General features: G+C 63.1%; 23 protein-coding genes. 14 read left to right on the forward strand and 9 right to left on the reverse strand.

Features of this window, described 5'->3' with window-relative positions:
- Positions 1-31 precede the first annotated feature (31 nt).
- Both CI15_RS22465 and CI15_RS22470 read right to left on the reverse strand, forming a co-directional pair.
- Entirely contained in the window at positions 32-778 is a 747-nt protein-coding gene (locus tag CI15_RS22465) for an SDR family NAD(P)-dependent oxidoreductase (RefSeq protein ID WP_062131243.1), read from the reverse strand.
- Between the two features lie 26 nt (positions 779-804).
- Positions 805-1,692 (reverse strand): alpha/beta fold hydrolase, encoded by an 888-nt coding sequence (locus CI15_RS22470; protein WP_062131246.1) that lies wholly within the window; start codon positions 1,690-1,692, stop codon positions 805-807.
- Positions 1,693-2,037: 345 nt separating this feature from the next.
- Between CI15_RS22470 and CI15_RS22475 the strand changes: the two genes are divergently transcribed.
- A complete protein-coding gene (locus CI15_RS22475; protein ID WP_062131249.1) occupies positions 2,038-3,279 on the forward strand; it encodes a Zn-dependent hydrolase in 1,242 nt (413 codons plus the stop codon).
- A gap of 8 nt (positions 3,280-3,287) precedes the next feature.
- Here CI15_RS22475 and CI15_RS22480 read toward each other — a convergent pair whose 3' ends face one another.
- Both CI15_RS22480 and CI15_RS22485 read right to left on the reverse strand, forming a co-directional pair.
- On the reverse strand, positions 3,288-3,593 hold the full coding sequence (locus CI15_RS22480) for a hypothetical protein (protein ID WP_062131253.1): 306 nt from the start codon (positions 3,591-3,593) through the stop codon (positions 3,288-3,290).
- Between the two features lie 134 nt (positions 3,594-3,727).
- Positions 3,728-4,360, reverse strand: a complete 633-nt coding sequence (locus CI15_RS22485) for a methylated-DNA--[protein]-cysteine S-methyltransferase (protein WP_062131256.1) — start codon at positions 4,358-4,360, stop codon at positions 3,728-3,730.
- 299 nt (positions 4,361-4,659) lie between these two features.
- On the opposite strand from CI15_RS22485, the gene CI15_RS22490 reads away from it, so the two are divergent.
- Positions 4,660-6,036 (forward strand): leucine-rich repeat-containing protein kinase family protein, encoded by a 1,377-nt coding sequence (locus CI15_RS22490; RefSeq protein ID WP_062131258.1) that lies wholly within the window; start codon positions 4,660-4,662, stop codon positions 6,034-6,036.
- Entirely contained in the window at positions 6,033-7,013 is a 981-nt protein-coding gene (locus CI15_RS22495) for a substrate-binding domain-containing protein (protein ID WP_062131261.1), read from the forward strand. Before CI15_RS22490 ends, CI15_RS22495 begins: the two co-directional genes overlap by 4 nt.
- 63 nt (positions 7,014-7,076) lie before the next feature.
- Here the strand turns inward: CI15_RS22495 and CI15_RS22500 are convergent, their stop codons facing one another.
- The gene (locus CI15_RS22500; protein WP_062131264.1) at positions 7,077-7,520 is read right to left on the reverse strand and encodes a PRC-barrel domain-containing protein; all 444 of its coding nucleotides are present in this window, start codon (positions 7,518-7,520) and stop codon (positions 7,077-7,079) included.
- A 283-nt stretch (positions 7,521-7,803) separates the two neighbouring features.
- On the opposite strand from CI15_RS22500, the gene CI15_RS22505 reads away from it, so the two are divergent.
- The 7 genes from CI15_RS22505 to CI15_RS22535 all read left to right on the forward strand — a co-directional run bounded on the left by CI15_RS22505 (position 7,804) and on the right by CI15_RS22535 (position 14,553).
- Complete coding sequence (locus tag CI15_RS22505; protein ID WP_062131267.1) at positions 7,804-8,643, forward strand: transporter substrate-binding domain-containing protein; 840 nt, start codon at positions 7,804-7,806, stop codon at positions 8,641-8,643.
- Positions 8,644-8,747: 104 nt separating this feature from the next.
- Complete coding sequence (locus tag CI15_RS22510; protein ID WP_062131270.1) at positions 8,748-10,031, forward strand: NAD(P)/FAD-dependent oxidoreductase; 1,284 nt, start codon at positions 8,748-8,750, stop codon at positions 10,029-10,031.
- 45 nt (positions 10,032-10,076) lie between these two features.
- On the forward strand, positions 10,077-11,045 hold the full coding sequence (locus CI15_RS22515) for an amino acid ABC transporter permease (RefSeq protein WP_062131273.1): 969 nt from the start codon (positions 10,077-10,079) through the stop codon (positions 11,043-11,045).
- A 32-nt stretch (positions 11,046-11,077) separates the two neighbouring features.
- On the forward strand, positions 11,078-11,854 hold the full coding sequence (locus tag CI15_RS22520) for an amino acid ABC transporter ATP-binding protein (RefSeq protein ID WP_062131664.1): 777 nt from the start codon (positions 11,078-11,080) through the stop codon (positions 11,852-11,854).
- An 88-nt stretch (positions 11,855-11,942) separates the two neighbouring features.
- On the forward strand, positions 11,943-12,590 hold the full coding sequence (locus tag CI15_RS22525) for a LysE family translocator (protein WP_062131277.1): 648 nt from the start codon (positions 11,943-11,945) through the stop codon (positions 12,588-12,590).
- Between the two features lie 23 nt (positions 12,591-12,613).
- The gene (locus CI15_RS22530; RefSeq protein ID WP_062131280.1) at positions 12,614-13,045 is read left to right on the forward strand and encodes an NUDIX hydrolase; all 432 of its coding nucleotides are present in this window, start codon (positions 12,614-12,616) and stop codon (positions 13,043-13,045) included.
- Between the two features lie 362 nt (positions 13,046-13,407).
- A complete protein-coding gene (locus CI15_RS22535) occupies positions 13,408-14,553 on the forward strand; it encodes a branched-chain amino acid ABC transporter substrate-binding protein (protein ID WP_062131283.1) in 1,146 nt (381 codons plus the stop codon).
- A 100-nt stretch (positions 14,554-14,653) separates the two neighbouring features.
- On the opposite strand, the gene CI15_RS22540 is transcribed toward CI15_RS22535, so the two are convergent.
- On the reverse strand, positions 14,654-16,045 hold the full coding sequence (locus CI15_RS22540) for a short-chain fatty acid transporter (RefSeq protein ID WP_062131286.1): 1,392 nt from the start codon (positions 16,043-16,045) through the stop codon (positions 14,654-14,656).
- 370 nt (positions 16,046-16,415) lie between these two features.
- Between CI15_RS22540 and CI15_RS22545 the strand changes: the two genes are divergently transcribed.
- Together CI15_RS22545 and ilvD are read left to right on the forward strand one after the other, a co-directional pair.
- Positions 16,416-17,237 (forward strand): alpha/beta hydrolase, encoded by an 822-nt coding sequence (locus tag CI15_RS22545; protein WP_062131289.1) that lies wholly within the window; start codon positions 16,416-16,418, stop codon positions 17,235-17,237.
- Positions 17,238-17,414: 177 nt separating this feature from the next.
- Complete coding sequence (gene ilvD, locus CI15_RS22550) at positions 17,415-19,277, forward strand: dihydroxy-acid dehydratase (RefSeq protein ID WP_062131292.1); 1,863 nt, start codon at positions 17,415-17,417, stop codon at positions 19,275-19,277.
- Between the two features lie 156 nt (positions 19,278-19,433).
- Here the strand turns inward: ilvD and CI15_RS22555 are convergent, their stop codons facing one another.
- Complete coding sequence (locus CI15_RS22555) at positions 19,434-20,642, reverse strand: GGDEF domain-containing protein (RefSeq protein WP_062131294.1); 1,209 nt, start codon at positions 20,640-20,642, stop codon at positions 19,434-19,436.
- 247 nt (positions 20,643-20,889) lie between these two features.
- Between CI15_RS22555 and CI15_RS22560 the strand changes: the two genes are divergently transcribed.
- A complete protein-coding gene (locus CI15_RS22560; RefSeq protein WP_062131297.1) occupies positions 20,890-21,351 on the forward strand; it encodes a CHRD domain-containing protein in 462 nt (153 codons plus the stop codon).
- Positions 21,352-21,395: 44 nt separating this feature from the next.
- On the opposite strand, the gene CI15_RS22565 is transcribed toward CI15_RS22560, so the two are convergent.
- Together CI15_RS22565 and CI15_RS22570 are read right to left on the reverse strand one after the other, a co-directional pair.
- A complete protein-coding gene (locus CI15_RS22565) occupies positions 21,396-22,088 on the reverse strand; it encodes a cytochrome b/b6 domain-containing protein (protein WP_062131300.1) in 693 nt (230 codons plus the stop codon).
- A gap of 32 nt (positions 22,089-22,120) precedes the next feature.
- Positions 22,121-23,320 carry a GGDEF domain-containing protein gene (locus CI15_RS22570; RefSeq protein WP_062131303.1) on the reverse strand — a complete coding sequence of 400 codons (1,200 nt, stop codon included), beginning with the start codon at positions 23,318-23,320 and terminating at the stop codon, positions 22,121-22,123.
- A gap of 479 nt (positions 23,321-23,799) precedes the next feature.
- Between CI15_RS22570 and CI15_RS22575 the strand changes: the two genes are divergently transcribed.
- Positions 23,800-24,063, forward strand: a complete 264-nt coding sequence (locus tag CI15_RS22575) for a hypothetical protein (RefSeq protein WP_062131306.1) — start codon at positions 23,800-23,802, stop codon at positions 24,061-24,063.
- The last annotated feature ends 1,137 nt before the right edge of the window (positions 24,064-25,200 follow it).

Raw genomic sequence — 25,200 nt, forward strand, 5'->3', positions numbered from 1 at the left:
GTTTTGGCAGCGCGGCCGTTTTCTTTGGCAGTCACAGCTTCGAGCCGCCATCGACGTGCAGCGTCTCGCCGGTGATCCAGCGCGCGGCGTCCGAAGCGAGGAAGACCGCCGCTCCGGCGATATCGTCCGGTTGCGCGACGCGCTTCAACGCCTGCATGCCGAGCGTCAGTTCGCGTCCCGCGTCGGTCTTCGCAAAGCTCGACATATCGGTCTCGACGACACCCGGTGCCACCGCATTGACACGAATGCCGCGCTCGCCGAGCGCCGCCGCGAAATGCTTGACGAGCGTATCGACCGCGCCCTTCGTCGCCGCATACGCGGGCAGCGTGCCGACGGCCGCGCGCGCCGCGAGCGAGGACAGCAGGATCACGCTGCTGTCCTTGTGCAGCACCGGCAGCAACTGCTGCACGAGAAAGTACGGCGCGCGCACGTTGACCGCGAACAGGTCGTCGAAATCGGCGACGCTGGTTTCTTCGATCGTGGCCGCTTTCGAAATGCCCGCATTCGCGATCAGAATATCGAGCCGTTCGCCGACCACCGCGCGCACCTGTTTCGCGAGCGCATGGGGGCCGTCCGCGTCGCGCAGATTCGCGGCGATCTTCCGCGCGTTGCCGCCGGCCGCGCGAATCTCGGCGACGACCCGCTCCGCTTCCTGTTCTGCGCTGCTGTAGTGAACGAGAACCTGCGCGCCCGCGTTGGCGAGTGCGAGGGCTGTGGCGCGGCCGATACCACGCGATGCGCCGGTGACGAGCGCGGTCTTTCCGGTGAGGCTGTTCATGGCAATGCTCCTTTATTTGAAGGCGATCAGTCGTGCGCGGCGAGGAACTCGCTCACGTGCGCGACGAATCGTTCGGGGTACTGATATAGCGAACCGTGGTTCGCGTCCGGGTAGATGATCAGCTGCGCGTTCGGCAGGTTCTGCTGCAGGATCCACGAGTTGATCGAGTAGATGATCACGTCGTGATCGCCATTGACGACGAGCGTCGGCTGCTTCAGCGCGCGCAGGTAGTCGAACGGATCGACGCGCGGCGCGCCCCATTTCGCGAGCGCGGCGAGCTGTGCCGGCGCGACCTTGTCGTTGGCCTCGGGGTCGCGTGCTTCGCTGCGCAGACGGAAGCGCTGCAGGAAGCGGCGCCCGGCCGCCTGGCTCGCCGCCGACGGCGCGAAGTGCACGCGCAGCCATAGATCGTCCGGCTGCGCATAGGTCGCGCCGAAAATGTCCTGCGCTTCGGGCGTCAGAGAGCTCATCGCCTCGCCGCTGCGCGGGCCGGTGCCGACCAGAATCACGCGGCGCACCAGCGTGGGTTCGGCGATTGCCAGCGTCTGTGCGATCAGGCCGCCCATCGAAAAGCCGAGCACGTCGACCGTCGTCAAGCCGAGCGCCTTGATGAACGCGGCGGCATTCGCGGCCATTTCCTCGATCGATTCCGGCACCGCGCCGGACGTGCTCGAAATGCCGGCGTTGTTGAACAGGATCACTTCGCGATCCGCGGCGAGGCCGTCGGTGACGGCCGGGTCCCAGTGATCCATCGTGCCGGTGAAGTGAATGTTGAACACGAGCGGCACGCCCGCCGGCCTGCCGAAGCGGCGATAGGCGAAGCGGATGCCGTTCGCTTCGACGTATTGGGTCGGGGCGTTCTGGTGCGTGTGACGGACGACTACGACGTCTTCTGAAACGGTCGGGGAGTTCATCTCGGGTTCCTTTGCGCTATATATGACAGGCATGGAGCGGTGATTTCGCAAGGCTGCTGCGCCACTGCATGAGTCGTAATGTAGTGATACCTTGCGCGAAGGAAAAAGACTTTGTAGGCTGAGCGGCATGCCTGTCAGGCATGACTCGCGAGGATCGATCCCATGCTCGGCTACAGCCGCGCGAACACCGCGCCGGTGCTGAAGCTTTTTTGCCCAGAGCAGAGGAATTGCTGGCGCCGCGTGCGCCGCGATGATGCAATGGCGCGAGACTCAGGCATGCTTAGGCGATGTCGCCGGGCGCTTCTCGCGCGACGGCATCGGCAATCCATTCAAGGAGATGACAACGTGGTGAAGATCGATCCGGACCGGCTGTTGGCCGACCTCAAACAGCTGCGCAGCTTCGGCGCGACCGGCCCCGGCGTGGTCCGGCTGGCGTTGTCGCCGGTCGATCTGGCGGCGCGCGAATGGCTGGTCGGCAGGATGACGGAGGCGGGGCTCGACGCGCGCATCGACGGTATCGGCACCGTGTTCGGACGCTCGCGCAACAGCGGTCCCGCACTCGTGATCGGCTCGCATACGGACACGCAGCCGACCGGCGGCTGGCTCGATGGCGCAATGGGCGTGATGTACGGGCTCGAAATCGCCCGTGCGCTTGCGGAGAACGACGCGACGCGGCATCTCGCCGTCGATGTCGCGTCGTGGATCGATGAGGAGGGCACGTTCTCGGGTCTGCTAGGCAGCCGCAGCTTCGTCGGCGAGGCGGTCGACGAATCGATTCGCGGCGCGACGAACCGGCAGGGCGAACGCCTCGCCGACGTGCTCGAGGCAGCGGGACTCGCTAGCCGGCCGCGCGCGCGTTTCGAGGCGGGACGCCAGGTCGCGTATCTGGAGCCGCATATCGAGCAGGGCGGCCGGCTCGAAGCGATCGGCAAGACGATCGGCGTCGTCACCACGATCGTCGGGCTGCGCGAAGCGCGGCTGCGCTTCACGGGTCAGCGCAATCACGCAGGCACGACGCCGATGGCGATCCGCCGCGACGCGGGCGCGGCGCTGGTCGCGTTTATTGCACGGATGAACGACGCGTTCACGCAGTTGGCTGACGCGGATACCGTCTGGACCGTGGGCCGCATCGATCTCGATCCGGGTTCGATGAGCGTCGTGCCCGGCGCGGCCGACATGTACCTGCAGTACCGCGACGCCAACCCGGCGCGGCTTCAGGCAATGGAACAGGCGCTAGCCGCACTGGTGCGCGACTTCAATGCGCACCACGCCGTGAGCGTCGAATTGCAGACGATCGACGAGCCGATCGAACCCGTCAGCATGGACGCCGGGCTCGCGGCGCACATCGCGCGAGCCGCCGAAGCGATCGCGCCGGGGCAGTGGCTGCGCATGCCGAGCGGCGCCGCGCATGACGCCCAGGTGATCGCGCGTTGCATGCCGGCGTGCATGATGTTCGTGCCGAGCATCGGCGGCGTGAGCCACGACTTTATCGAGGACACGGCCGAAGCGCATATCGTGCTCGGCTGCCAGGTGGCGGCGACGGCCGCGGCCTCGATGCTGTTGGAGCTATCGGCCAGGCCTTCCTGAGGGCCGCGTTACTTCCACTTGTCGCCGAGCGCATCGAGCCCGGCTTTCATCAGATCCTCGGGCAGCATCGCGATGCGCAGTTCGCAGTCGGCGTTGAGCTTCAGGAACCACGGCTCCGCCAGCGCGGGAATCGCCGAGGGGTCATCGATATTGACGACCGCCACGGCGCCCCGTTTGCCTTGCTGCTCGGTGAAGTAGATGGCTTCGGGTTTCATGTCGTCGAGGATTTGCCGCATCAGAGCGCCGACTCGGCCTTCGCGCACTAGTGTGTTGAACGGTTCGTTCGGTATTTGTATGTTGAGAAGCATGCGCATGTCATCCTCCTGTTCGATGCCCGCACGGGCATCTTAAGGATAGGTGTTGCATGCTGAGCCGATGGCGTTGATCGCGGACGAAGCTTCGGCGATTACGGCCGATGGGTGGCGCGTTGTGCCGGGTGTGCGTCGCCTCAGTTGCCGAACAGCGAACCCTGGGTTGCGCGATTCGGCAGACGATGCGCCGGTTTCGCGGGCGCCTCGACCTTGACTGCTGGCGCCGCATTCGTCGCTCGAGCTCCCGCTGCGTGGCGTGGCTCGTCGCCGGCCGCCGCTTCGAGCGACGTCTGCCCCGCCTCCAGCGAAAGCAGCAGCATCTTGTTTGCAAGGCCGCCCGCGAATCCCGTCAGCTCGCCCGATGCGCCGATCACGCGATGACACGGCGCGACGATCGAAATCAGATTCCGGCCGTTGGCCGCGCCGACCGCGCGCACCGCATTGACGTTGCCGATCTGCTGCGCGATCTCGGAGTAGCTGCGTGTCTGGCCGAACGGGATCGTCAGTAGCGCGTGCCACACCTGCTTCTGGAACTCGGTGCCCTGAAAGTCGAGCGGCAGATCGAAGGCCTGCCGCGTGCCCGCGAAGTACTCGCGCAATTGCCGCTCGGTTTCGACCAGCACCGCGAGTTCGTTCGCTTCGCTCATCTCGCCGAGTCGCACGCGGTTCGGCTTGTCGTGTTCCCACAGAATCGCGGCGAGGCGCTCGCCCTTCGCCACGAGCTTCAACTGACCGACCGGCGAATCGATCAACTTGTATGCGTATGTCACTTTCTCAGACTCCTGACAGGGTGGAGGCGCAAAGCTTTCGACACGGAGGGGTTCGAACGACCCGGCACGGAAAGTCGCATGATGGCTGCGCCGTTATCCGATAGTGTGTCGCTCGCGTCGCCTGAACGCGCTCCAGATATTGCTGTCTCATTCGCAATCGAGATGGCCGCGACGATCGTGACCATCGAGCCGCTTACGTCACTGTACCGCAGAGAACCCCAGATGGCCTTTGACTCAGTAAAATCGATAGCCTCGGTACGACGCGCTGCGGGCGCTCTCCGATTTTCTTTCCCACGACTGTGACCACGACTCTAGAACAACTGCGTGCCGGGCAACTGGCGGGCGCGCGCGAACTCAAACTCGCGTGCGGCCTGAGCGAATTTCCGCGCGAGATTTTCGATCTCGCCGACACGCTCGAAGTGCTCGACCTGTCGAACAATGCGCTGACGACATTGCCCGACGATTTGCCGCGTCTGCGCAAACTGCGCATCCTGTTCGCGTCCAGCAACCCGTTCACCGAACTGCCCGCCGTACTCGGCGAATGCGCGCAACTGAGCATGATCGGCTTCAAGGCGAATCGCATTCGTGAAGTGCCGGCGCGCGCGCTGCCGTCGCGGCTGCGTTGGCTGATCCTGACCGACAACGACATCGAGCGCTTGCCCGCGGAGATTGGCGGATGCACCCAACTGCAGAAGCTGATGCTCGCCGGCAACCGGCTCTCCGCGCTGCCCGAGGAGCTGGCCGCATGCACGCGGCTCGAACTGCTGCGCCTCGCGGTCAATCGTTTCGACATCTTGCCGCGTTGGCTGCTGCGTCTGCCGCGGCTTGCGTGGCTCGCGTATGCGGGCAATCCGTTCAACGCGGCGCTCGAACAGGCGGCGCTGAGCGACACGCCGATCGGCGGCATTCGCTGGGAGGCGTTGCGGCTCGAGCAGCCGTTGGGCGAGGGTGCCTCGGGCGTGATCTATCGCGCGACGCTGCGGCTGGCGAGCGAGCCTGCGCCGCGTCAGGTTGCCGTCAAGCTGTTCAAGGGCGCGGTGACGAGCGATGGTTTGCCCGACTGCGAAATGGCCGCTTGCATTCGCGGCGGCGAGCATGCGAACCTGATTCCCGTGCTCGGCAAGGTGATCGGCCATCCATCGGACACGCATGGCCTCGTGATGGGACTGGTCGAGCCGCGCTTCGCCAATCTCGCCGGTCCGCCGAGCCTCGCATCCTGCACGCGCGACATCTATCGCGACGACGCGCGCTTCGATCTCGCGACGGTGCTCGGTATCGCGAGCGGCATCGCGAATGTCGCGCGCCATCTGCATCGGCGCGGCGTGATGCATGGCGATCTATACGCGCACAATATCCTGCACGGCGGCGCGGGCCGCGCGTTGCTGGGCGATTTCGGCGCGGCATCGTTTTATGACGCCGGCGATCGCGAGCTGGGCGTCGCGTTGCAACGGCTCGAAGTGAGGGCGTATGGCTGTCTGCTCGAAGAGTTGCTCGAGCGCTGCGACACCCTCGATGCGCTCGATGCGCTCGACGCGCAACCGCACGCCGCCGCGCAACTCGCCGCATTGAAGACCCGTTGTCTGAGCGAGGACATCGACAGCCGGCCGCTTTTCGACGAAATCGCCGCCAACGTCGCGTCGCTCGTTCGGCACGTTCGCGAAGGAGACAAGCCATGACGCAGAACATGCGCCGCCGCGTGCTGCTCGCGGGCGCGCTGGCCGCAGCGGGTCTGAGCGGCGTCGCGCGGTTCGCCACCGACGCCCGCGCCGAAGTGCCGACCGGCGCGAAGCCGAAGATCGCGCTCGTGCTCAAATCGATGTCGGACCCATTCACGGTCGCGATGGTCAACGCCGCGCGCAATTACCAGGAGCACTTCTCGTCGCAGTTCAGCCTGACGATTCGCGGCACGGTCAAACAGACCGACACCGCCGCGCAGATCCGCATGGTCGACGAGATGATCAAGGCGAAGATGAACGCGATCGTGATCGCGCCGACCGACTCGAAAGCGCTGACCCCGGTACTCGCGCGCGCGGTCAAGGCCGGCATCATCACGATCGCGATCGACAACCCGCTCGACGACTCGGCGCAAACGGCGGCCGGCATTACGGTGCCGTTCGTCGGGCCGAACAATCGCAACGGCGCGAAGCAGGTCGGCGATTATCTGGCGAAGCAGCTGAAGCCCGGCGATCAGGTCGGCATCATCGAAGGCATTTCGGTGAGCACCAATGCGCAGCAGCGCACGGCCGGCAGCCGCGACGCGATGGACGCCGCGAGTGTGCAGGTCGTCGCGGTCGAGTCGGGCAACTGGGAGTACGGCAAGGGCCGCGACGTGGCCGCGAAAATGCTCGCCGAGTATGCGCAGCTTCGTGCGCTCCTATGCGGTAACGACAACATGGCGATGGGCGCGGTCGACGCGATTCGCGACGCGGGCCGTGGCGGCGATGTCTACGTCACCGGCTACAACGCGATCGATGCGATCAAGCCGCTGCTCGCCGATGGCCGCGTGCTCGCGACGATGAACCAGTTCGCCGACCGGCAGGCGGTCTTCGGTATCGACTTCGCGGTGAAAGCGGTGACCGAGCGGCGCAAGCAGCGCGAGTTGTCGCCGCTGATCGAGACGCCGCTGCAACTGGTGACGGCCGCGAAACGTTGAGGCGGTGCGCGCGGGATGGCGCGCTGCCTCAACGTTTCGCGGCCGCCTCATCGAATCACTGCATTACTCCGCCGCCACCTTGCGCGGCTTCGTCGCCTTCTCGAGCTTGTTGTACTCGAACTCCGGCACCGACTTCAGTGCCTCCTTCGTGGCGCCCGCGAGGAACAGATTGCCGTCGCGAATCTGGAAGTGATCGACCGGAATCGCGACGTAATGCTTGCCCATGCCGAGGAATCCGCCGACCTGCACGACGGCATAACTCGCCTTGCGATCCGGCGCGATGATCACGTCATAGATGCTGCCGATCTTGTCGTTCAAATCGTTGTAGACCGGTTCGTCGACGAGCGCGCGCCGCACGCTCCAGCCCTTGAGCAGCGCATTGGTCTGCTCGGCCGTCCCGCCGAGCGGCTGAAGTCCCGCGACCTGTGCCAACGCGCCTGGCGACGCGCCCATCGCGGCGAGCGTGGCCGCGCACAGCATCGCGACTGCGATCTTCTTCGCTTTCATTATCGATCTCCCTGGTTGCCTGTCGGAAACACGTTGACGTGCGTCGAAGTGGGGTAGCACGTGACGTGCCCAGCATGCGCCGCGGGGCGTGGCATCGGCGCTTCGCACGGCCCCTACTTGATGCGCTTTCGGAATGACGTGGTGCCGAATTGTCAATGGCAGGGGTTTCTGTAGTGACTTAAGATCGCGCCAACGTGGACCAGCCGCGTTCGAGTTCGAAAGCGCCTGGTACGCGAAACAGAACGCAAGAGCGATGCAAAAACCAACAACGGAGACACGCACCATGGCCAAGTCCATTCTGAACCGCCTGCTCGGTTTCACTCTCGGCGCCGGCATCGCTTTGACCGCCTTCGGCGCTCACGCGGGCGCCACGCTCGACCGCGTGATGAAAAACGGCACGATGATGGTCGCGACGAGCGGCAAGTGGCCGCCGCAAGCGTTCCTGAACGATAAGCACGAATTCGATGGCTTCGACATCGACGTCGCGAAAGAAATCGCACGTCGCCTCGGCGTGAAGGTCGCGTTCGATACGCCGCAGTTCAGCCTGATGACCGGCGGTCACTGGCACGGCCGCTGGGATCTGTCGGTGCTTTCCGTTACGCCGACCAAGTCGCGCGCCGAGTTGCTCGATTTCCCCGCGGTGTACTACTACAGCCCGTATGTATTCGTCGTGAACAAGGACTCGAGGGCGAAGACGCGCGCCGATCTGAACGGCAAGGTGATCGGCGTCGAGGCGGGCACCACGTCGGAAGACTATGTGCGCAACCGCCTCAATATCGCGGGCCCGGACGTGCCGGCGTTCCAGTACATGACGCAGCCGCCGAAGGAAATCAAGACCTACGCGGATTCGATGCTGCCCTACGACGATCTGCGTCTGGGTGACGGCAAGCGTGTCGACGGCATCGTAACGCCGGTGCAGACCGCGTTGAACGCAATCAAGAACGGCTATCCGGTGAAGATCGTTCCGGGCGATTATGCGTTCCGCGAGCCGCTCGCGATCGTCGCCGACAAGGGGGACCCGGACTGGGACAAGAAGGTCGGCGACATCGTCGCGCAGATGAAGCAGGACGGGACGCTGACCAAACTCAGTATGAAGTGGTTCGGCAACGACTATACGAAGTAAGCGCGATTCCAGGGCGCGGCGCTTCATGCCGCCGCCGCGCCTGCCGCGCCCAGTGCGCCGCAACCACGAACAGCCACCAACAACAAGACGGTACGCATCCAGCGATGGCTTCCTACCTCGATACGTATTACACCCGCACACTGCGCACGGTCGAGCCACGCGCAGCATTGACGGGTTCGCTGCAAGCCGATGTCTGCGTGGTCGGCGCAGGCATGGCCGGCATCACGACGGCGCTCGAATTGCTGCGCCGGGGCCGCTCGGTGATTCTTCTCGAAGCGCAGCGGGTGTCGTGGGGCGCGTCGGGCCGCAACGGCGGCGTGGTGAGCCCCGGCTATTCGACGAGCTTCGAACGGATCGCGCAACGCGTCGGCGTTGAAGACGCGAAGTCGATCTACCGTATGTCGATCGAGGGTGTCGATATCGTCGCGGACAATATCCGCCAAGTCGGTATCGAGGAAGCGCATCCGGTGCCCGGCGTGCTGCGCGTATCGCGTCACGAGAACACGGTCGACATGCAGGCGCAACAGGCGTGGCTTGCCAACGAGTTTCAGTACGACGTCAGATTCAAGACGCACGAGGAGATTCGCGAGTGGCTCGTGTCGGACAAGTATCGTCATGCGCTCTATAACGAACGTGGCTTCCATTTCCACCCATTGAATTACGCGCGTGCTCTGGTTGCGGAAGTCGAGCGTCTGGGCGGGCAGGTTTTCGAGGATTCCGAAGTCTTGTCGCTCGATTGCTCGTCGGCGGTGAAGCGGCTGAAGACCTCTCGCGGCACGGTGGCGGCGCGCGACGTGGTGTTTACGTGCGGCGGCTATACGGGCAACGTGGTGCCGCAACTCGCGCGCAGCTATCTGCCGATCTCGACCTACATGCTCGTCACCGAGCCCGCCCCGGACCTGATCGGGACCGCGATCCGCACACGCGCCTCGGTCGGCGACAGCCGCCGCGCGAGTGACTATTACCGCCTCGTCGACGACGGCGAGCGGATTCTGTGGGGCGGCATGATCACGACGCGCAAGTCCGAGCCGGACCGGCTTGCCGAGCTGCTGCGCAGGCGCATGGTCGATACCTATCCGCAGCTCTCCGCGCTGAAAGTGGATCTCTCGTGGTCCGGGCGCATGTCGTATGCAAGACACCTGATGCCGCTGATCGGTCGGCTCCATACGGGCGTCTGGTACTGCATGGGCTTCGGCGGCCACGGCATGAACACGACGGCGGTCGGCGGCCGGCTGATCGCGCAAGGCATCACGAACGAAACCGACCGCTATCGTCTGTTCGCGCCGTTCGGCCTCGAATGGAACGGTGGCCCGGCGGGCACGGCGGCCGTTCAACTGACCTACTGGTACTACCAGCTGATGGATTTCATGCGCGAGCGCGCGGCGTAAAACCGCCTGGCGTTCGTCGTGCGCGGCCGATCTACGGAGGAACACATGTTTGCAGAAGATGCTGACGGCGTCGATAAACGCAATCCGGGCCCGATTCTCGTCCTGCTCGGCGCGTTGCTGATCGGCGGATACTTCGCGGTGCAGCACGCGCCGGACTGGATCGCCGGCATCAACCACGGCGTGCCCGCGCTAGGCATCGACGCGACTCTGCTGCAAAAGCTGCTGGGCGGCGCGGTCGCGATTGCGGCGCTGGTCGCCAATGGCTATCTGCTGCTGCGGCTATCGTTGCGTTGGCAGATCATCGTCGTGTGGTGCGAGCTCGCGTTGCTGGTGGTGCTGTTCTTCTCGACCTTCAATCTGAGCTTCGAATTCATCGAGCGCAAGATCGGTTATCTGGTGCTGCAAGGGGCTACCACCACGCTCTATATCTCGGCGATTTCGATCGCTCTCGCGTTCGTGCTCGCGCTGATCGGAGCATTGGCGAAGCTGTCGTCGAACGGCATCGCGATCGGGATCGCGACGTTTTATACGTCGCTGTTTCGTGGTTTGCCGTTGCTGATGCAGATCTTCATTCTGTATCTGGGCTTGCCGCAGCTTGGCTATATCGTCAATCCCATTCCTGCCGGCGTGGCGGCTTTGTCGCTGTGCTATGGCGCGTATATGACCGAGATCTTTCGCGCCGGCATTCAAAGCATTCCAAAAGGACAATGGGATGCGGCGCGCGCGCTCGGTCTCAGCCACAGCATGATGATGCGGCTCGTGATTCTGCCGCAGGCGTTGCGCGTGATCATTCCGCCGACCGGCAACCAGTTCATCGCGATGCTGAAGGATAGTTCGCTAGTGTCCGTCGTCGGCGTGTGGGAGCTGACCTACGTCGCGACCACCGAAGGGCAGCGCGAATTTCGCCACATGGAGATGCTGATCAGCGCGTCGGTGATTTACTGGCTGATGTCGATGGTGCTCGAAGTGATTCAGTCGCGCATCGAACGCCGCTTCAGGAAGTCCGCGCGATGACCGCGGTCGCGGACAGTCATGGGAAGATCACGATGGAAGCCACGTTGAACATCGATCGGCCGGCGTGCGCGGCGACCCGGCCGGCCGTCACGCTGGAGCGCGTGAACAAATGGTACGGCTCGATCCACGTGCTGCGCGACGTCAGCATGAACGTCGCGCCGGGCGAGCGGGTCGTGATTCTCGGTCCATCGGGATCGGGCAAGTCGACGCTGATCCGCTGCATCAACCGGCTCGAACGGCATCAGCAGGGGCGCATCCTCGTCGACGACGTCGAAGTCACCGACCACGTGCGTACCTTGCACGCGATCCGTCGCAAGGTGGGCATGGTGTTTCAGTCGTTCAACCTGTTTCCGCATCTGACCGTGCTCGAAAACTGCATGCTCGCATCCACGCACGTGCGGCGCATGAGCAAAAGCGACGCCCAGGCGCTCGCGATGCACTATATCGAACGCGTGCGGATTCCCGAGCAGGTGCACAAGTATCCGACGCAACTGTCGGGCGGCCAGCAGCAGCGCGTCGCGATTGCGCGCGCGCTGTGCATGGAGCCGCAGATCATGCTGTTCGACGAACCCACGTCCGCGCTCGATCCCGAGATGATCAAGGAAGTGCTCGAAACGATGATCGGCCTCGCCGACTCCGGCATGACGATGATCTGCGTGACGCATGAAATGGGCTTCGCGCGCCAGGTCGCCGATCGGGTGGTGTTTATGGATCGCGGCGAGATCATCGAAACCGGCACGCCGCGGGAGGTGTTCGATCAGCCGCAAAGCGCGCGTTTGAAGCAGTTTTTGTGTCAGGTGGTGCGTTAGCGTCTGGCAAAAGTCGTAGCGATTTTTTCCGTGGCATCATGTTCGCTGTGTCGGAATACATTCACAACAACGAACCGCTGGGCCTGCCATGTCCTTTCATACCTGGTTGCTTTTCGCCGCTGCCTATCTGCTCACCACCATTTCGCCGGGACCGAACGTTCTGCTGGTGATCCGCAATTCGGTCCGCTACGGAAGCCGCGGCGCGGCGGCGAGCGTCGCCGGTAATCTGCTCGCGCAAGGCATCGTCGTCGCGCTGGTGGCGCTCGGCGTCGGCGCGGTGCTGGTAGCCTTGCCGCCGCTCTTCGTCGCCATGAAAGTGCTCGGTGCGGCCTATCTGATGTACCTCGGCATCCGGCAGTTGCGCAGCGCCCGCAAGACGCAGGCAAGCCAAACCGCGCAGCCCGCGTCCGCCGCATCGCCCGCCTATGCGTTCGACCGCAGGAAAGTATTCCGCGAAGCCTTGCTGGTGTCGGGCAGCAATCCGAAGACGATGATCTTTCTGTCCGCATTCATGCCGCAATTCATCGATCACGAGCGCGGCTTGCCGGAGCAGTTCATCGTGATGTATCTGACGATTGCGGTTACCGTCGCGCTCGTGCACACCGTTTATTCGCTCGGCGTGCGCGGTATCCATCAGCGCGTCGGCGCCAGTCGTTGGATCGCGGCGCTCAAGCGTGGCAGCGGGCTCGTCTTCGTCGCGCTCGGCATCAAGCTGCTGACCGCGCAGCGCGCCTAGTCCGTCACGACGCCTGCAAAAACATGAGCCGAATGCAAAGCGTCGTCGACGTGAACGTGCTGTTTCTGAACGGGCAGAACGAGTGCCTGTTCATCCAGCGCGCGAATACCGGTTTCAGGGACGGCCAGTACGCATTGATTGCCGGCCATCTCGAACCGGGTGAATCGATCGTGGAGTGCGCGATTCGCGAATCGAAAGAGGAAGCGGGCGTGACGATCGCGCCTGAAGCGCTCGAATTCAAGCTCGTCATGCGACGCGACTCGGATACCAATCGCATCAGTTTCTTTCTCGCGTGCCGTTCATGGCAAGGCGAACTCGCGAACATGGAGCCGCACAAGTGCTCGGGCTTCGTGTGGGCGAAACCGGACCATCCCCCAGCGCCGGTCGTCGACTATGTGGCGGCCGCCCTTGGGCATATCCGCGCGGGCGTGATGCTGGCCGATTTCAAGCCTTGATTGCCGTAGCGTCCGTCTTGCTTGCGCCCCGATTCGACCGCGAAATCCTTCCACATTGAACCAATAGCCGGGCATTTCGTGAATTTTGCTGACATTTTCATGAATGCGTGAAATGCGCAAAACCCGGCTGAATAAAGCGGCGAAGCAACGGTTAATGGATGTGAGTCGAATCCCGCTTGCGCGGAAATCTGTCGCTGGCGGCGATTTTGCGTTATCGTGCTGCACCAAAAATAGCGGACGAGGCGAATTGCCGGACGGGCCGTATTTCAATTCATCCGCAATGGATAAATGGCAATGTTTCAGCAGTGACAGGAATCCCCAACCATCCGGTTGGCAAGGTAAGTGAAGAGGAGATGTGTTGTATGTCGTTCAAGCTTCAGAAACTGCTGCCGATTAGCGCGGCAGTCGTCGCATTTGCAGGCATCGCCGGTACGGCGAACGCGGATCAGGTCGTCAAGATCGGTCACGTGGGTCCGTTGACGGGCGGCTCCGCCCACCTCGGCAAGGACAATGAAAACGGCGCGCGCCTCGCGATCGAGGAAATCAACGCGAAGGGCCTGACGATCAACGGTCAGAAGATCACGCTCGTTCTTGACGCGCAGGATGATGCGGGCGACCCGCGCCAGGCGACCCAGGTCGCGCAGAAGCTCGTCGACGACAAGGTCGTCGCGGTGGTCGGCCACCTGAACTCGGGCGCGTCGATTCCGGCGTCGAAGATCTATAGCGATGCGGGCATCGTGCAGATTTCGCCGTCGTCGACGAACCCGGCGTACACGCAACAGGGCTTCAAGACGACCTACCGTGTCGTCGCGACCGATGCGCAGCAAGGCCCGGCGCTCGCCGCCTTCGCCGCGAAGAATCTGAACGTGAAGACCGTCGCGGTGGTCGATGATTCGACCGCCTATGGCCAGGGTCTCGCGAACGAATTCGAAAAGACCGCGAAGTCGCTCGGCCTGAAGGTCGTGTCGCACGACGCGACCAACGACAAGGCCGTCGACTTCCGCGCGATCCTGACGAAGATCAAGGGTGAGAACCCCGACGCGATCATGTACGGCGGCATGGACGCGACCGGCGGTCCGTTCGCGAAGCAGGCGCGTCAACTGGGCTTGCGCGCGAAGATGCTGTCGGGCGACGGCGTGTGCACCGAAAGCCTCGCGGACCTCGCTGGTCCGGCGGCAGGCAACGTGGTGTGCTCGCAAGCCGGTATGGCGGTCGAGCGCATGAACGGCGGCGCGGAATTCGCGGCGAAGTACGCGAAGCGCTTTGGCCATGCGATCGAATTCGACGCACCGTTCACGTACGACGCGGTGTATATCGTCGTCGACGCGATGAAGCGCGCGAACTCGACCGACCCGGCGAAGGTTCTCGCGAAGGTCTCGGGCACCGACTACAAGGGCGTGACCGGCGAAACGACGTTCGACGCGAAGGGTGACCTTCAGCACGGCGTGATCTCGCTGTACGACTACAAGGACGGCAAGAAGACGCTGCTCGACGTCGTGAAGATGTAAGAGCGGTACCCGCGGTAAAAAGCAGAAGGGCCGATGAAGCATTGCTTCATCGGCCCTTTTCTTTGATGGTCATGGCCTCGTTCGACTCAGGCCGTTGCAATTACGGCACGAGCCACAACGCCGCCGCGTAAATCACCAGCGACACCGCAAACGTCACCGCCGTATAGCCCATGACGCGCTGAATCCGGATACCCGCGATCGCGACGATCGGCACGGCCCAGAACGGCTGCAGCATGTTCGATACGTTCTCGGCCATCGCGACGCCCATCGCGGTGCGCGGTACCGAGGCATGCAGACTGAGCGCCGCGGGCAGCACGAACGGACCCTGCACCGCCCAGTGACCGCCGGCGCTCGGCACCAGCAGCGTGATGATCAGCGAGCTCAGAAAGCTCCACAGCGGCAGCGTGACCGGCGAGGCGATCGTCACGAACGCCTTCGCGATCATCGACGCGAGACCCGTGCCCTTCATGATGCCCATGATCCCGCCGTACATCGGATATTGCAGCAGCATCGAGCCGGTCTGACGCGCGGCGCGGCGGATCGAGTTCGCGTACGCGATCGGCGTGCGTTGCAACGCGAGACCGATCATCAGGAAGATCAGGATCGTGTTGTTGATGTCGAGATCGAAACCTTCCTTGTGCCAGGTGATCGCCAGATAGCCGATGCCGAGCGCGAGCAGGAACAGCGTGCCGAGCATCGACTGTTCGAGGCGCGCCGCGAGCGAGGTGGCGCTGCTTGCGCGGGCGTGCGGGTCGTCGCTCGGCGCGTCGGCGGCTTCCTCGCCGCTCTGGCGAAACGCGATGACCCTGTCCGCCTTGGGATGCATCTTGATGAAGATCGCGGTCATCACGACGACGACCAGCACGGTCGGAATGAACACGAACGGCGCGAAGATGGTTTCGCTGAGCGGCACCACCTGGCCGGTCGCTTTCTCGACGAGATTCAGCGCGTTGCCGTGCGATGCCTGGGAAAGCGCGATCGAACTCGACAACCCGCTGTTGCAGATCGACCAGGCCGAATAGCTGCCCGCGACGAGCCACGCGAAATCGACATCGACGCGCCGCGCGATTTCGCGCGACAGCAATGCGCCGACGATCAGCCCGAGCCCCCAGTTCAGCCACGCGGCAACCGCGACGACCGGAAACACGAGCAGTGCGGCGCGCGTCGGCGAGTTCGCATGCGAGGCGAGCGCGCGCAGTCCGCGTTGCACGATCGGCGCTTCCGCGATCGCGTAGCCGGTCGCGAGGATCAGGATCATCTGCAGCGCGAAGCCCAGGATGCCGAACGTGCCGGTGTACCAGGAATCGAGCAGCGTCGGCAGGGTGCCGGTCGGCGCGATCAGCATCGCCAGCACGGCGACGAAGAACGTCAGGCAGATCGACAGGACGAACGGGTCGGGCATGACCTGCTCGAAAACATACACCAGACCTTCGACGATGCCGCGCGAAGCGGCAGGCCGGTCGGCGGCATTGGGGGAAGTGTCTCGCTTCATGGGATGACTCTGTGTAGTGCCCGGCTACGCGCAGGGCGGAGCGGGCGGGTACGGCGCACCGGCGTGGGGGCTGGCGCGTATCGGCGGCAAGCTTGCCTTGCCTGAGCTTGGTGACAGGAGACAGATTAGCGCGAATCCCGGAGCGTGGGACCAGGCTTCGGAGCGATTGGCCTCGAAGCCGTAGTTGCGCTGGAAAAAGACCGCTGTTTCCTTTTCAATGTTCTTACGGTGAACACTGCTTCGTTAAACGAACGCTGCATTATTCGTTTTCAGCGTGGGCGATGTCAAGGAAACCAGACGTTCGACGCGGCTCCGCGAATCGCCGACAATCACGCGCACCATCGACGACTGAGCACGGAGAGACAAGACTATGGCGACCCTCTATCGCGGCATGGATCGGCCCACGCTCGACAAGGCCTACAACAACACGCAGGCCATCCCGAACTTTCCGGAAGTCCTGAGGGACTTCCAGCAGCGCAGCGCGAAGCTGTATGAGCGCGTGCCGGGGCGGCGCGATCTGGGTTACGGCGAGCGTCCGCGCGAGCGTTTCGACTGGTTGTCGTGCGGCAAAGCCGGTGCGCCGACTTTCATCTTCATTCATGGCGGCTACTGGCAGAACTGCACGAAGGAAGACTTCGCGTTCATTGCCGCTGGGCCGCTCGCCAACGGCTTCAACGTCGTGCTGGCCGAATACACGCTGGCGCCCGACGCATCGATGACGCAGATCGTCGGCGAAATCACGCGCCTGCTCGATCATCTGCAAGCGGACCCGGATGGGCTCGGCACCGCGGGGCAGCCGGTGTGCCTGAGCGGCCACTCGGCCGGCGGTCATCTGACGGCGCTGCATCGCGCGCATCCGCTCGTCACGAACGCGCTGCCGATCAGCGCGCTGGTCGATCTCGAGCCGATCAGCCTGTCCTGGCTCAACGACAAGCTACGACTGAGCGAGCAGGAAATCGCAGCCTACAGTCCGATCCACCACGTCGGCCCCGGCGTGCCGGCCGTGGTCGCGGTCGGCGCCGCGGAACTGCCTGAACTGGTGCGGCAGTCGGACGAATATGCGGCGGCATGCGAGGCGGCGGGGCAGAAGGTCGCGCTAGTGCACGTGCCGGGCTGCACGCACTTTTCGGTGCTCGACGATCTCGCGCGCGCGGACGGCGTGCTGATGACGGCATTGGCGCAATTGGGCTGAGCAATCGCGGCCTCGATTAATATCTTTTTCGACCTAATTGAACCGAAAAAATATATTGGACGTCTTAGTGACGTTCTTGCACTATTCGTTCCCAGCGCGAAGTCCGCGCACCAACGCGATCCCCACGCCTTCGCGGGCGCTCATCAAAACCGATAACAGCAATACCTGAGGATACAGATGCCTAACTATCGCTCACGCACTTCGACTCATGGCCGCAACATGGCCGGCGCCCGCGCGCTGTGGCGCGCGACCGGCATGAAGGACGACGATTTCGGCAAGCCGATCATCGCGGTCGTGAACTCGTTCACTCAGTTCGTGCCGGGCCACGTGCATCTGCGCGACCTGGGCGCGCTGGTCGCGAAGCAGATCGAAGCGGCCGGCGGCGTGGCGAAGGAATTCAACACGATCGCCGTCGACGACGGCATCGCGATGGGCCACGGCGGCATGCTGTATTCGCTGCCGTCGCGCGAGCTGATCGCGGATTCGGTCGAGTACATGGTCAACGCGCATTGCGCGGACGCGATGGTTTGCATCTCCAACTGCGACAAGATCACCCCGGGCATGCTGATGGCCGCGATGCGCCTGAACATTCCGGTCGTGTTCGTGTCGGGCGGTCCGATGGAAGCGGGCAAGGTCAAGTCGCCGACCGACGGCCAGGTGATCGCGAAGATCGACCTGATCGACGCGATGATCAAGGCCGCCGATCCGAAGATCAGCGACGCCGAAGTCGCCGAGGTCGAGCGCAACGCGTGCCCGACCTGCGGTTCGTGCTCGGGCATGTTCACCGCGAACTCGATGAACTGCCTGACCGAGGCGATCGGCCTCGCGCTGCCGGGCAACGGCACGATCGTCGCGACGCACGCATGGCGCAAGGGCCTGTTCGAGCAGGCCGGCAGCCTCGTCGTCGAGCTGTGCCGTCGCTACTATCAGGAAGAAGACAGCTCGGTCCTGCCGCGCAGCATCGCCACGAAGCAGGCGTTCGAAAACGCGATGACGCTCGACGTCGCGATGGGCGGCTCGACCAACACCGTGCTGCACCTGCTGGCCGCCGCGCAGGAAGCGGGCGTCGATTTCACGATGTCGGACATCGACCGCATTTCGCGCAAGGTGCCGTGCCTGTGCAAGGCCGCGCCCATGACCGACAAGTACCACATCGAGGACGTGCATCGCGCGGGCGGCATCATCGGTATTCTCGGCGAGCTCGCGCGCGCGGATCTGCTCGATCTGTCGTGCGGCAACGTGCATAGCGGCACGCTCGGCAACGCGATCGCCAAATGGGACATCGCGGGCGGCGCGGGCGAGGAAGCGCAGAAGTTCTTCCGCGCGGCGCCGGGCGGCATTCCGACCACCGTCGCGTTCAGCCAGGAAGCGATCTACGCGACGCTCGACAGCGACCGCAAGAGCGGCTGCATCCGTAGCAAAGAGAACGCGTATTCGAAGGACGGCGGCCTCGCGGTGCTTTATGGCAACCTCGCGGAGAAGGGCTGCATCGTCAAGACCGCCGGTGTCGACGAATCGCAGTGGCTGTTCTCGGGCCGCGCGCGCGTGTTCGAAAGCCAGGACGACGCGGTCGACGCAATCCTCGGCGACAAGGTCGTGCCGGGCGATGTCGTGGTGATCCGTTACGAAGGTCCGAAGGGCGGTCCGGGCATGCAGGAAATGCTGTACCCGACGTCGTATCTGAAGTCGAAGGGCCTTGGCAAGAGCTGCGCGCTGTTTACCGATGGCCGTTTCTCGGGCGGCTCGTCGGGCCTCGTGATTGGCCATGCTTCGCCAGAAGCGGCTGAAGGCGGCACGATCGGTCTGGTCGAAGACGGCGACGTGATCGAAATCGACATTCCGCAGCGCAAGATGCATCTCGCGGTGTCGAATGAAGAACTCGCGCGCCGTCGCGCGGCGATGGAAGCGCGCGGCGAGAACGCATGGCAGCCGATCGATCGCGAGCGTGTGGTGTCGCAGGCATTGCAGGCGTATGCGGCGCTCGCGACTTCGGCCGATCGCGGCGCGGTGCGCGATATTTCGCAGTTGAAGCGCAAGTAAAGCGCAAATGAAGCGCAAATAAAGCGCGGATCACGTGGTGGCCCTGGTCGCGGTGACGCGAGCGGGGCCGACCAGGAACCGGTATGCGGGCAACCGCATGCCGGTTTTTTAGTTGGCAGATCGATTGCAGCAGTCCGCCGCTACGCGGAGCCTTCCCTAATCCGGAACACTGGCCACGACGTCATCGGAAGGCTGCGAGAGCCCGGCTAGCATTACGCAGTTTCTGCCGTTGGCTTTTGCGGCATAGAGCGCCGTGTCGGCTCTCGCCATCACCAGGGCGACGGTATCGCCAGCGCCGAATTCCTCGACACCCGCGCTGAGTGTGCAGGCGACCTCACCGGCCGGAACCCGCGAAACGGACGCCGCGACGATCGCGCGCAACCGGTTCGTAAGGCGGGCGGCCTCTTCTTTTCCGGTCATGGGCAGCAACAGCGCGAACTCCTCACCGCCGATGCGGCCAAGGACGTCGGTTTGCCGTATTTCGCGCGAAATCGTCAAAGCAACGTGCGCCAGGGCCTGGTCGCCGGCTGCGTGCCCGTATCTGTCGTTGATGCCCTTGAAGTTATCGATGTCCAGAATGGCGATGGACAGCTTCGACCTCGCAGCCTTGGCCAACTCGAACAGCGCCTCGGCTCGGGCGATGAATGCGCGCCGTCCGAACACGCCCGTCAGATCGTCGATGGTCGCGAGGCGTTCCATCCGCTCGGCCAGCCGGTCGTGCGCCAGCATGACCATGCCAACCGCGAGACAAGGCGCAGTCAGTGTGGCCATGCCGAGAAACGCGATGTTTAACGGCGTCTCCTCCAGAAAGGTCGTGGCGTGCGCCAGACCGAATCCGTATACGGCGCAACGGGCAGCGTGGACTACCCCACCCAGGACCGCGGAGATCGACACGAAGTGGTAGCTATATTTGGGTCTGCCCGCCGGTCGGTACCGTTGCACGACCCAGGCGATCGCAAACCGCACATAGCCGAGAAATCCCGAGACCATCGCAACCCGGGCATCGACGTCAGGCGATACGTAGATCCAATAGACGAGTCCGGCCAGGATCGCACCGAGCGCGCCGTACTCCCAGGCCGCCGATGACCGCAGGTCGAAGAATCGCCGGAAGCCCTGAAGCGCGAGGAAGGCGCCCACGACCAGCAAGATGCTCGCGCCTAGTACGACGATATCCCGCCTGGGTAACAGGAGCAACGCGGCCGTGACCGCCAGCAGGCCGCTCGCCACACACCAATGACGTATCCCGGGGACCTGTGCGCGAAACAGCGAGCCGAGAACGGCGACGCTCATCAGGCAGGACAGAATCGCAATGCCGATCAGCGCGGTCGGAATGGACATGGCAGCGGGACGAAGGGTGTAATCCATGAAGGCGCCCGACGCAACCCGAGGTGGCGCGGCTACTTGGGCTGCCTTCGTTCAAAGCGCATATCGTACCGGAAGAAATTTCTGCGCCAGTGCAATCCGAAGGTCAAATAACAACAACTTTCGCGTTGCAGGCGGCTTGCGTCTATCCTTGATTCACTTCTTTGGCTGCCAACAAGGCCGACGAGGTCTTCTGCACTGTTCGATAATCGCCCGCCCAACAAGGGCAAACCCAACAGGAGAAAACCAGATGTCACGATCAATCTCGCAGCGCGCTTTCATGGTATTCGGTGGTTTGGCCCTGGCGGGTACGCTGAGCTTCGCTCAAGCGGCGCCGGTCTCGTTCGAGGTGCCGTTGACGGGCGCCCAACAGGTCCCGCCGGTGCAGACGCCAGGCAGCGGCAACGCCAAGCTGACGTACGACGCCAGCACGCGAGTCGTAACCTGGAACATCAGCTTCAGCGGATTGACGAGTCCGGCCACGATGGCGCATTTCCACGGGCCCGCTGCGGCCGGTAAAAACGCCAGCCCGAAGGTCTGGATCACGCAGAAAGGCAACATGGAGGTGACGAGCCCGATCAGCGGTCAGGCCACGCTATCCCCGGACGACGCCAAGATGTTCGAAGCGGGTGACATGTACATCAACGTTCACACCAAGAACAATCCGAGCGGCGAAATTCGCGGCCAGGTGATGCCGCCGAAGGGCAACTGAAGCAGGCACGGCAGTCGCGGCCCGCCATCAGGGCCGCGGCAAGCTCAGAGATAAGCCGCGAGCAGCATCACCACGGCAGCGCCGATGCCGAGTGGCAGCAGCGCCAGCCACGCTGGCGCCTGCCGCGGCGCGCCGACGGACGAGGGCAGCCGTTTGTAGCCGGTCAGCATCGGACGCAGCAGGTTGTGTCCTTTGGCTAGCGCGTAGAGTGCGATCACGAGCACGTGCAGCGCCACCGCGGCGAGCAGCACGTACCAGACGAGACCGTGCAGCGCGGAGATCGCGTTGGCGAGCCAGGCGGGCACCAGTTCGCTCAACGGGCCTTCGTCGGCGATGTCGTTGTTGACGTAGAGCCCGCTCAGCGTCTCGGCGAGCAGCAATGCGAGCAGCAACAAAACCATCCAGCCGCCGGCCGCATTGTGCCCGACCTGCACATCCGGCTCGCGACGAAACAGGTGCCGCAAATGACGAAGCGCCGCCGCGGGTGACGCCACGAAACTGCGAAAGCGCGCGGTCTCACTGCCGAAGCAGCCCCATAACAACCGGGCAATCAGCAACGCAAGCAGCGTCTCGCCGATCCGCACGTGCCAGTCGATCCAGTTCAGCTTCAGGGTGACATAAGCCGCGGTGACCAGCACCACCACCAGCCAGTGAAACAGTCGCACCGGCGCGTCCCAGACCAACACCGGGCGGGTCGCTGGCCGGGTCGATCGTGTGACAGGTTCGTGAGCATCCATGTGTCGTGCCTACGTGCCCAATCCCTGAGCCGTTAAATCTGATTTCCGCCCGGAGAACAGGCGGCGGTGGAGAGCGCAGCCGCCGGCGACTGTTCAAGCCGATTACCGCCTAGCGACTTGGCTCGATATAACGCCTGGTCGGCCGCCGAGAGCAGGTCGGTAAGCGACGCCGTTTCGCGACTCGCCTCGGCGAGCCCAATGCTGACGGTGGCGCGAATCCGGTCACCCTCGGCGCTGTGGGACAGCGTGGCAAACTGGTCGGCAACGGTCTCGCCTACCTTTTTCGCGCTGTGGCTGTCGTGGCCCGGCAGCAGGGCGGCAAATTCTTCACCACCGATGCGCGCAAGAATCGCATCGGGACCCGTCACGAGTCGAACCGTTTGCGCGAACGACCTCAAAACCTCGTCGCCGGTCTTGTGCCCATAGCGGTCGTTGATTCTCTTGAAGTGATCGAGGTCGAACGCAAGCAGGGTGAGCGGTCGTCGATGTATGCCGTGCTCGCCGATCACCCGCTCCCCCTCTTCGAAAAACAGCTTTCGATTGCCCAGGCGAGTCAGATAATCCGTGCGCGACTCCTGCAAAAGCTCACCATGAATTTCTTCGCGGGTGAGCCGCAGTAAGGTCATCGGCATGATGACCGAGTAGAGAACCCCTTCGTACATCGTGATTTCGCTGGAAACAGACAGTGCGCGCGGCCCGAAGATCGGCACCAGCCATGGCAGGACGAAAGCCCGGACGGCGTAAAACAGCGCGTGAATGCCCGTTACCGCGGCCGCGACACGTCGGGATTGAACCGCCGGCATCCCCTCGCCTCGTATCAGTTCGAGCGATGTCATGGCGGATGCCAGCGCGATCGGGATGGCGCTGACATAAAGCCACACGGCAGCTTGCCAACGCGTGCCGGCTATCGCCCACGTGAGCCCCATCAGCACGAGCAACCCGATCGAGCTTGCGAGATAGCGCCGGCCGTTGAACATGGCCACACCATGCAGGACGAGCAGGTAGCCGCCGAGAATCACGAGATTACTGACCGCGGGGCCAGCGGCGCCCAGCAGGTCAACCCGAAATGCAGCCGCCGCGCAACCGATTCCCAGGGTGGCATATCCGGCCGCCAGCATTCGCAATTCCTTGCCGCGCTTTGGATGGGACAGGTGTTCCCAATACGTCATGGCGGAACTGGCAAATAAGGTTCCGATCACAAGAAGGTAAAGGGTGGCTAGATCGACTTTCATCGCTGACTTCAGAGCGCGTCCACGGCACAACGGAAAAGGTTAAAGACGATACACGAGATAACGGCAAATGCCGCGCAAGCTTGCGAAATGATAGCGGAATGGACAGCGGGAAGTCGCGCAACCTGGCGGATCACTGTCTGCGCAATCAAAATGGCCGTTCTGAATCTATGCAGTCGACTCTAACTGTTTGAATATAAGGTAGAAAATTCCGATTTCTCAGGTCGTGCCACGCGGGGTTGGTTTCCGTGGCCCTGATGAAAACACCTGCCACAAAAATGACATTCATCAATTTTGTAGCGCGGGTATTTCGGAATATCGGAAATGCCGCCTCGATAATGATCAGAATCGCCATTGGCCGCGACTGATGCACGCCGCTGCAACGGCCGCACGGATTTGTCCCGATCGCGGGCCCGAGGCGCTGATCGGGTAACACGCGAGGGTCGAATTGGCCAGGGCGAATCAGTTGGAAACGCAGCGGAGTGTCCCCGGTCCTTAACGCGGACGGTGCGGAACATCTGCGCGTCGAGAGTACTGGGAGGAGGAAAAGCGGTGAGTGGTTCGTCGCGCTCGTCACGGTGATGGCTATCGAGGCGAATGAGGCTGCGATCGACGATTTCATTTTCCTCACAGCCTATGTCGCCGAGCTAAGAGAAAAGCAGGGACAACTCGAAGCCGCCCACTTCTTCGTGACATGGCAGCTCACTGTCGTGCCGCCGTCTCGATTTGGACATGGCCCTGCTTGAAACGCGATTTAATAACCTTTGAGAAGATGCCTAATTTTGTGGTGAAGCCGACTCCGTAGAATCCTCGTGGATGTCATCGCTTCATGCTTGCGTGGACCAACGGCGCAGAGCGCACAGGTGCGCGCGGATTCAGGATAGCTCCGACCAATTCGTTGACGGGGAGGGAACTTGCCAATGCGTGGCGGTTCGAGATGGATGATCTGTAGGATGCCGCACTAAAGGCGGGTGCATCTCTGTCGTTCGTTTTGGGAAAAGTCGGATCTTTTGACGGCTTTAACGACACTAATATGTATCTTCAGTGCGGCGCGAGAATCTCGTTGGCAGCGGATGTATGCCACCGGCGGTGGTAGTTTTCACTAACTAACGCTAGGCCTGAACACATGGAATAGCCGTCGACGCATTCTTACTATTGCACCATTTGAACTACACGATATGGCACGCATCGTGAGGCACATCAGATCACATTAGTGTGCGGGTCTTTCGAGACACGGTCTCGATACGCCGTCGTGCGCTCATGTATTTTTGCCACAAGGCGTTGCGAGAAACTCGATGTTGATGACCCCCCTTACCGCAATCGAGGGCGTGATGGCATTGCCAAGGTTGCGCCCATTCGATAGTCTGCCGGCTTCGTTTGGACGTGAATGGACACCTCTGCCTCCACGCTTTAGCCTGCGTTCTGAGCTCCAGGCGTTTTACGCAGCATTCTCGCGAACGTTCTGTCTGAGTGCTGCCGCAATACGATCGATGTGCCAATGGGACCGGCCGCGCACCGAATTGGGCGTGCCGATTCATGCTGATGCTGATACTGATGCGCCTGAAGTTCCCGCTGCGCCAGCGGAAAATGCACGGAAAGCAGCGTCAGAATGGGTCGCGAGGTCACCCGCGCGTGCCCGTGTAGCAAGACACCATCTGTTTGCAGGAAGCGCAATTTCGGCGGGTAGTGTCGCGCTCCTGGCCTGGACGATGTCGAAGACGGTGCCCGATCGTCCAATGCAGACCATTGCAAGCGTTGACGCCACCGTTCCTCTGGCGGTACCGCCGTCGCCACGTTCAATGCCGGTAGAGATGTCGACACCGGTAAAAGCAAACTCAGGAACACCTTCGCGGAGCGACGAGGGCGAATCCGCAAGTACACCC

Origin of the sequence: Paraburkholderia monticola (assembly GCF_001580545.1) — a bacterium.
Lineage (GTDB): Bacteria > Pseudomonadota > Gammaproteobacteria > Burkholderiales > Burkholderiaceae > Paraburkholderia > Paraburkholderia monticola.

Coding starts and splice junctions, on each gene's coding strand:
- CI15_RS22465 (WP_062131243.1), bottom strand. CDS start 778: ATGAACAGCCTCACCGGAAAGACCGCGCTCGTCACCGGCGCATCGCGT.
- CI15_RS22470 (WP_062131246.1), bottom strand. CDS start 1,692: ATGAACTCCCCGACCGTTTCAGAAGACGTCGTAGTCGTCCGTCACACG.
- CI15_RS22480 (WP_062131253.1), bottom strand. CDS start 3,593: ATGCGCATGCTTCTCAACATACAAATACCGAACGAACCGTTCAACACA.
- CI15_RS22495 (WP_062131261.1), top strand. CDS start 6,033: ATGACGCAGAACATGCGCCGCCGCGTGCTGCTCGCGGGCGCGCTGGCC.
- CI15_RS22500 (WP_062131264.1), bottom strand. CDS start 7,520: ATGAAAGCGAAGAAGATCGCAGTCGCGATGCTGTGCGCGGCCACGCTC.
- CI15_RS22505 (WP_062131267.1), top strand. CDS start 7,804: ATGGCCAAGTCCATTCTGAACCGCCTGCTCGGTTTCACTCTCGGCGCC.
- CI15_RS22510 (WP_062131270.1), top strand. CDS start 8,748: ATGGCTTCCTACCTCGATACGTATTACACCCGCACACTGCGCACGGTC.
- CI15_RS22515 (WP_062131273.1), top strand. CDS start 10,077: ATGTTTGCAGAAGATGCTGACGGCGTCGATAAACGCAATCCGGGCCCG.
- CI15_RS22520 (WP_062131664.1), top strand. CDS start 11,078: ATGGAAGCCACGTTGAACATCGATCGGCCGGCGTGCGCGGCGACCCGG.
- CI15_RS22525 (WP_062131277.1), top strand. CDS start 11,943: ATGTCCTTTCATACCTGGTTGCTTTTCGCCGCTGCCTATCTGCTCACC.
- CI15_RS22530 (WP_062131280.1), top strand. CDS start 12,614: ATGAGCCGAATGCAAAGCGTCGTCGACGTGAACGTGCTGTTTCTGAAC.
- CI15_RS22535 (WP_062131283.1), top strand. CDS start 13,408: ATGTCGTTCAAGCTTCAGAAACTGCTGCCGATTAGCGCGGCAGTCGTC.
- CI15_RS22540 (WP_062131286.1), bottom strand. CDS start 16,045: ATGAAGCGAGACACTTCCCCCAATGCCGCCGACCGGCCTGCCGCTTCG.
- CI15_RS22545 (WP_062131289.1), top strand. CDS start 16,416: ATGGCGACCCTCTATCGCGGCATGGATCGGCCCACGCTCGACAAGGCC.
- ilvD (WP_062131292.1), top strand. CDS start 17,415: ATGCCTAACTATCGCTCACGCACTTCGACTCATGGCCGCAACATGGCC.
- CI15_RS22555 (WP_062131294.1), bottom strand. CDS start 20,642: ATGGATTACACCCTTCGTCCCGCTGCCATGTCCATTCCGACCGCGCTG.
- CI15_RS22560 (WP_062131297.1), top strand. CDS start 20,890: ATGTCACGATCAATCTCGCAGCGCGCTTTCATGGTATTCGGTGGTTTG.
- CI15_RS22565 (WP_062131300.1), bottom strand. CDS start 22,088: ATGGATGCTCACGAACCTGTCACACGATCGACCCGGCCAGCGACCCGC.
- CI15_RS22570 (WP_062131303.1), bottom strand. CDS start 23,320: ATGAAAGTCGATCTAGCCACCCTTTACCTTCTTGTGATCGGAACCTTA.